We start from the raw sequence: 6,438 nt of genomic DNA on the forward strand, positions 1-6,438 counted from the left end.
CAACGACCTTGCCTTGTTCATCACTGACGCTGTAGTGAAACAAGACCACCTGATTCTTTTCGATTGGCATAGGATTCTCTGCGAAGGTTCAAAGTACGCCATTATAACCAGCGGCGGCGTTGACTCCAGCGGCAGCTGCAGTCGACTGGCGATCTGGATAACAACAGGGTCGTTGAACCGGATTGATCAAAATTAAATGGTTACGCACCCTTTAATTGGCACGTTGAAATTTAGGCCTCAGAGTTGATCAACGAATATCCGCTCTGACACCTTTTATCCACTTCTGCACTCGATGATTGTCCCTAACTCGGGATGGGGCCAGGGTCACTCAGAACTTTTGAATAAAGCTTGTCTGCGCTTAGGCAGGACCGCGTCAATGGGATTAAACAGAGCTGTACCGGTTGTCGGATAGTCGGTTTTCCGATCAGCAATTATGAAATATCCCATCATTGAATTCCGATTGTGGCCCGTGTCGTCCCGGTTATCTCACTTCGATACTGCTTGGTTAAGTCGGACAGGCTGCTAGACTGGGACTCATGAAACAACCTATTGCCGGCTACCATAAAGACCAAGAAAACCATTGGGTCGCTCAGCTGGCGTGTGGTCACAATCAACACGTGCGTCATACGCCGCCGTGGGTGAACCGCCCTTGGGTCACTACGGCGGAGGGCCGGGAGTCGATGGTGGGGTTTGAGCTCGATTGCAGGAAATGTGAAGAGGGTTCGCCGCCGGATGAAAGGCCTTGATCATGTCACCCTTGGGGCTGAAAGCAAAAGGATTAGCCATCTTGCAGAGGTAGAGGTTGCGAGCGCATTGGCCCGTTGGGTTCGCATGGGAGAGCTCAGCGATCCACAGGCAAACCGTATGGAAAGTGCGTTTCATGACGATTGAACAAGGATTGTGCTTTGCTGACCTGATGGTGTGGGGGGTGGACGCCCAGAAAGTGCAGCCCAAAGGCAAGGTCGGCCGCGCCGACCTTGCCTTGAGTTTGATCCGCAGCCTCTATGCCGTAGAGCAGAGGGCCAAAACAATGACGGCGGAGAAAAGGCTGGCCTTGCGAGAAAGTCAAAGCCGTCCACTCATCGAAAAACTGACGGTGTTTCTGACTGACGGTCGCATCCGGCTGCAGTTCGTGCAGCGCTTACAATGAAATAGTGCTGTTGATGCCGCTAGAGACATTGTCGGGTTCAAACCAGCGCGCAGTCACGGTCTTCGTCTGGGTCCAGAAGCTGATGGCCTGTTTGCCGTTAGGTCCCAGATCACCAAGCTTGGAACCTCGTGAGCCGGTGAAGCTGAAATAAGCCACTGGCACGGGGATAGCCACGTTGATGCCCACCTGACCAACGTCGATGTCTGATACGAAGCGACGCGCGACCCAGCCGGAGTTGGTAAAAATTGATGTGCCGTTACCATTAGGGTTGGCATTGATAAACTCAATCGCTTCATCCATTGTCTCAACATTCACCACACACAGCACCGGGCCAAAGATCTCTTCGCGGTACACCGTCATGTCAGCGGTGACGTTACTGAACAGAGTTGGGCCGACAAAATTACCGTTCGGGTAGCCTTCAACCTGACAGCCGCGGCCATCCACTTCCATCGTGGCGCCTTCCTGTTCGCCGGTCGCGATCAGGCGTTCTACGCGCTCCTTACCAGCCGGTGAGACCAGCGGACCAAGATCTGCATCGAGCTGGGTGCCGGGGCCTACCTTCATACTGCGCGTGCCTTCGATGATATCCTCGAGCCACTCACGCGCCTCACCCACCAGCACTACAACGGAGTTGGCCATGCAACGCTGTCCGGCAGCGCCGTAGGCGGACCCTAATAAGCTGTTAATGGCCTGGCTACGGTTCGCATCGGGCATGACAACGCAGTGGTTCTTAGCCCCCATCATCGCCTGCATACGCTTTCCTGCTGCTGCAGCACGATCATAAAGTAGCTGACCCACATGTGTGGAACCAATGAAGGATAGTGCTTGGATATCAGCATGATCGGCAATCTGATTTGCGACTTCTGGACCGCCATGCACGACGTTGAGCACACCCGGTGGTACACCGGCTTCGTGGGCCAGTTCGACCAGGCGCATAGAAGAACTCGGGTCTTGCTCGGAGGGCTTAAAAACGAAGGTATTACCCGTAGCGATGGCCATTGGGAACATAAAGCATGGCAGCATAATCGGGAAGTTAAACGCGGTGATGCCCGCTCCCACGCCCAGTGGCTGATGCAGTGTGTAGACATCGACTTCATTCGCAGCGTTGTCGGCCCGCTCACCCAATTGCAGCGAAGTGATTGAGCAGGCATGCTCGACCACTTCCAGTCCACGCCCCACTTCACCCATAGCGTCGGGCAGAGTTTTTCCATGTTCTTCGCTGATCAGCGCTGCCAACTCGTCGGTGTGCTCGCGGATCAACGCCTGAAACTTGAGCATGATACGCATCCGCTTGCCCAGCGGGGTTTTGCGCCAAGTCGTGAAGGCTTGCTTTGCGTTAGCAATGGCCTGATCGACTTCATCCGTGGTGCAAAACGGAACTCGTGCAACGACTTCCTGGGTGGCTGGATTAATCACGTCACGCCAATCCTGACTCTGGGAGACAACTGGCTGGCCGTTAATATACATGGCGATTTCACGAATACTCATAATACCATATCCTGTTATTATCAATTTTACTCCTGGATTCATAGAATAAGTGCAACGGTTGAAGTATGCATAGTATCAATACTAATATAGCTGGGCAGCTGATTAATTAGGCCTGACGTGTACGTTAGCTGCGCATTCCTGTTTCCCGATGATCAAAAACAACATTTACAAAAACCAAATACTAGGGAATTTAAAATGAAGAAAACGACCAAATTTGCCGTCGCCGGCCTGGCTGTCGGTATCGCCTTTTCCGCTGTCTCTGCTACCGCTCATGCCAAGGAAAGCTGGACCATGACCACCACTTGGCCGGACAACTTGGCGCTGATCGAAATCGATCGCCATTGGGTTGACCTGGCCAACAAGCTGGTCGGTGACGAGTTGAAAATCAACTTCCGTGCCGGCGGCACCTTGGTGCCCGGCACCGAAGTGTTTGATGCCACCCAAACCGGCAGCATTGAAGCCTCGGGTGATTGGCCCGGTTACTGGGCAGGCCGCAGCCCCGCCTTCTCGCCGCTCGCCACCACCACCAGCCTGTTCAACGGCGTGGATTATCTGAACTGGATTCAACAATGGGGTGGTTTCGAGCTGTACCAAGAAGTCTACGGCAAGTACAACATGGTCTACCTGCCGTACGGGATCACCAATAACGAGTCCGGTTTCATGGGTCGTACCCCCATCAAAAGCCTAGCGGACCTCGACGGCAAGCGCATCCGTCTTTCCGGACGTGACCAAGGACGCGTTCTGGAGGAACTCGGCGGCTCACAGGTCACCCTCGCCGGCGGTGAAATCTACCAGGCTATCGAGCGCGGCGTGATCGACGCCGGTGAATTTTCCACGCCAGGCGTCGACTACGAGGCCGGCTTTGCTGAAGTGGCGGAATACTGGACCACGCCTGGCTGGCACCAGTCCGCCAGCGTATTCGGTGTCATGATCAACAAAGATGCCTGGAACGCACTTTCCAAAGAAACCCAAGAGAAGCTGAAGATTGCGGCTGACGCCACCCTGGCCTGGTCACTTTCCTGGTCTGAGCGCGGCTCCACCGAAGGCACCATCAAGTTCCAGGAAGCCGGCGTCCAAATTAACCAGTTCTCCGAGGCAGACCTGGCACGCATTCAAGACATCACCAATGAAGTGATCGTTCGCGGGGCCTGTGAAGATAAGATGCACGCCAAGGTTTACCATTCCATGATCAGCTACATGGAGCATTACGCTAACTGGCGTGATCTTACCGTACCCTTCAATATGAGCCGCACCATCGACAATCTGCCCTCTCTGAAAAAAATCGAAGCCTGCCTGTAAGGCATTCACCGCCGTCTCGATGTCTCGCATCGGGGCGGCTTTTTGGTATTGATTGCGGAGTTTCTCCATGAATGCAATTGCCAAGGCGATCGATACGCTCAATGACGTTTTCGGGCGAATCATTGCGCCACTGATTGCTATTATCACGCTAGTCGTTCTTTACGATATTGGATTGCGCTTCTTCACCGATCGTCCCAGCGATTGGGCTTTCGACATCACCAAGATGCTGTTCGGCGCCCATTTCATGCTGATGGCGGCTTACGGGCTGCGCCATCACGTTCACGTCGAAGTCGACGTGATCAAACGGCTGCTCTCACGCAGGAAGCAGGCGGTATTAGACATTATCGGCTATCTGATCTTCTTCGCACCTTTTATGTGGATGCTGATAAGCCTCGGCTGGAGCTTCTTTATGCGTTCATTCAGCCGCGGCGAAACCACCTATGGCATGGTATCGATTCCGGTTTACCCGATTAAAGGCGTCATCTTCGTTACCGCGGTTTTGATTCTGCTGCAGGGTATCGCGATCTTCATTCGGGCCATTCAACAACTGCGGGAGGAGCGGACATGAATTTAAGCCCAGAAATGCTCACCCTGGTTATGTTCGCCGGATTGATAGTGGGCCTGTTTATGGGCCACCCCCTGGCGTTTGTGCTGGGTGGCGTGGCGGTCGTCGGTGCCCTTGTAGGGCCCGGCCTGAATGTGATGGGTACGCTGATCAACAACATCTATGGCAATGCCATGGATAATTACGTGTTGGTGGCAATCCCGTTATTTGTGTTGATGGCGAGGTTTTTGAACGACTCGGGTGTCACCGAGAAAATGTTCGATGCCATGCGCCTGTTATTGGCCAACCTGCGTGGCGGCTTGGCATTGACGGTGGTCATAGTCTCGGTGCTATTGGCTGCAACCACCGGCATCGTGGGCGCCTCGATAGCCGTGATGGGAATGATCGCCCTTGTGCCTATGCTCAAGTATGGCTACAACAAGGGGCTGAGTGCCGGGGTTATTATGGCCAGCGGCTGTCTGGGCATACTAATCCCGCCCAGCATCATGCTGATCTTGATGGCCAGTTACTCACCGGTGTCGGTAGGGGCTCTATTTGCGGGGGCCTTGGTGCCGGGGTTGATTTTGGGGGTGATGTACGCGCTTTACGTCCTGATCATCTGTCACATCAAGCCCGAGTACGGCCCGAAGGTGCCGGCTGAAGAACGCGCCCAGACTAGCACTGGCGAACTGGTCATAATGCTGTTCAAGTACGTTCTTCCGCCCATGGCGTTGATACTTGGCGTATTGGGGGCATTGTTCACCGGTATCGCAACGGCCACGGAAGCCTCAGCTATCGGCGTATTCATCGCCTTTTTGCTGTTCATGATTTTCGGGGATCGCAAACTCAAGACCTGCTACAACACCCTCATAGATGCCAGCAAGACCACCACCATGGTCATGCTGGTACTGGTAGGAGCCACGGCCTTCACCGGTGTTTTCTCGCGGGGCGGTGGCATGAGCGTAATCAGCGATCTGGTATTAGCCATGCCTGGCGGCACCACGGGGGCGTTGATTTTGATGTTCTTTCTCGTATTCATTCTGGGTATGTTCCTCGACTGGACCGGTATTGTGCTCCTCAGCTTCCCGATCATGTTGCCCATCGTCGAGGCCATGGGAGTGGATATGCTGTGGTTCGTGGTAATGGTCGCCGTGGTACTGCAAACCTCGTTCCTGACGCCGCCGTTTGGCTACGCCCTGTTCTATTTGAAGGGGGTCGCGCCCCCCGGAGTGGAAATCGTCGATCTGTATAAGGCGGTAATTCCGTTCGTAGCTTTGATAATCGTGGCATGCGTACTGTTGGCATTCTTCCCTTGGTTGGTTACCGGTTTGCCGGCCATCTTGTTGGGCTGATCTCTTTTTCCTGGGGCTGAAGCCCCATTCGGGTTGATGACCACAACGCCCGCCACTGAAAAGTGGCGGGCGTTGTGGTCCAAAGGTTGTGCTCAAATGCCTGACACAGGCTGCAAGCATAGACATTGAGAAATAATATTTTGAGGAGCTGTCCGGTGTCTACCGTAGCGGACACCGGTAAAAACTTTTGATAGCGAGATGCTCGAAGAACTGCAGTTTGGCGGTTGTTAATCCCGAAGCGCATGCAGGACCGGAGGCCACAGGAATTCTCTGAGCGGAGTGAGCGTTTTTTGCACGCACCGGCTGCCTGGAGCCGTAACTGGCTAAAATCAGAACGGTGGAAGGCTTGAGTGGTCTGGCAGAGATCTATCCGGATATTTACCAAGGCAAGCTCGCCGCAGACGAAGGCGTTATCGTGGCACTCGCATCGTCACGCTGAACCAGAGCGGCCAGGTTCAAAACCACGCCAAGCCAGATGGCGTAAATCACAAAAGTGACCAAGCTCATCTCCCTTCAATGATGCCCACCCGGCCCATGCGCGTGGCCGTGGGCTATCTCTTCCGAACTGGCGGCGCGTACTTCGATGATGTCGACATCGAAGGTCA

The 6,438-nt window shown here is 54.2% G+C and carries 7 protein-coding genes; 6 read left to right on the forward strand and 1 reads right to left on the reverse strand.

The features are described 5' to 3' along the window. The 3 genes from A3OI_RS23490 to A3OI_RS23290 all read left to right on the forward strand — a co-directional run. On the forward strand, window positions 1-196 hold a 196-nt coding region (locus tag A3OI_RS23490), incomplete at its 5' end, for a hypothetical protein (protein ID WP_040475232.1). Between the two features lie 340 nt (window positions 197-536). Continuing rightward, window positions 537-746, forward strand: a complete 210-nt coding sequence (locus A3OI_RS22455; RefSeq protein WP_081622980.1) for a DUF3565 domain-containing protein — start codon at window positions 537-539, stop codon at window positions 744-746. A gap of 134 nt (window positions 747-880) precedes the next feature. Beyond that, window positions 881-1,150, forward strand: coding sequence for an IS66 family transposase (locus A3OI_RS23290; protein WP_018405625.1), 270 nt, complete (start codon window positions 881-883; stop codon window positions 1,148-1,150). On the opposite strand, the gene A3OI_RS0118135 is transcribed toward A3OI_RS23290, so the two are convergent. After that, the gene (locus A3OI_RS0118135) at window positions 1,142-2,638 is read right to left on the reverse strand and encodes a CoA-acylating methylmalonate-semialdehyde dehydrogenase (RefSeq protein WP_018405626.1); all 1,497 of its coding nucleotides are present in this window, start codon (window positions 2,636-2,638) and stop codon (window positions 1,142-1,144) included. The two genes, A3OI_RS23290 and A3OI_RS0118135, sit on opposite strands and share 9 nt — an antisense overlap. Before the next feature lie 195 nt (window positions 2,639-2,833). On the opposite strand from A3OI_RS0118135, the gene dctP reads away from it, so the two are divergent. The 3 genes from dctP to A3OI_RS0118150 all read left to right on the forward strand — a co-directional run bounded on the left by dctP (window position 2,834) and on the right by A3OI_RS0118150 (window position 5,833). Further along, a complete protein-coding gene (dctP, locus tag A3OI_RS0118140) occupies window positions 2,834-3,937 on the forward strand; it encodes a TRAP transporter substrate-binding protein DctP (RefSeq protein ID WP_018405627.1) in 1,104 nt (367 codons plus the stop codon). A gap of 67 nt (window positions 3,938-4,004) precedes the next feature. Continuing rightward, window positions 4,005-4,505, forward strand: a complete 501-nt coding sequence (locus A3OI_RS0118145) for a TRAP transporter small permease subunit (protein ID WP_018405628.1) — start codon at window positions 4,005-4,007, stop codon at window positions 4,503-4,505. Further along, window positions 4,502-5,833, forward strand: a complete 1,332-nt coding sequence (locus tag A3OI_RS0118150; RefSeq protein ID WP_018405629.1) for a TRAP transporter large permease — start codon at window positions 4,502-4,504, stop codon at window positions 5,831-5,833. Before A3OI_RS0118145 ends, A3OI_RS0118150 begins: the two co-directional genes overlap by 4 nt. The last annotated feature ends 605 nt before the right edge of the window (window positions 5,834-6,438 follow it).

The sequence above is a fragment of the Marinobacter gelidimuriae genome (assembly GCF_000372805.1).
GTDB classification, from domain to species: domain Bacteria; phylum Pseudomonadota; class Gammaproteobacteria; order Pseudomonadales; family Oleiphilaceae; genus Marinobacter; species Marinobacter gelidimuriae.